Below are 255 nucleotides of genomic sequence, written 5' to 3' on the forward strand. Positions count from 1 at the left end.
GTCACTAGGGAGTATTTAGCCTTGGCAGATGGTCCTGCCGGATTCCCACGAGGTTTCACGTGTCTCGCGGTACTCGGGATCCGTCTACAGGTGTCGCAGATTTTCGGTTACGGGATTGTTACCCTCTCTGATGAGCCTTTCCAGACTGCTTCACCTATTCTGCTAACCCGATCTTGACGTCCCACAACCCCTGAGAGCAAGCTCTCAGGTTTGGGCTGTTCCGCGTTCGCTCGCCGCTACTGACGGAATCACTGT

At 54.9% G+C, this 255-nt stretch carries 1 rRNA gene; it reads right to left on the reverse strand.

Annotation, left to right across the window (positions count from 1 at the left end):
- Positions 1–255: ribosomal RNA gene (locus LRL21_RS45300) — 23S ribosomal RNA — on the reverse strand; the annotation flags it as partial.

The organism is Paenibacillus periandrae (assembly GCF_022458865.1).
Lineage (GTDB): Bacteria > Bacillota > Bacilli > Paenibacillales > NBRC-103111 > Paenibacillus_S > Paenibacillus_S periandrae.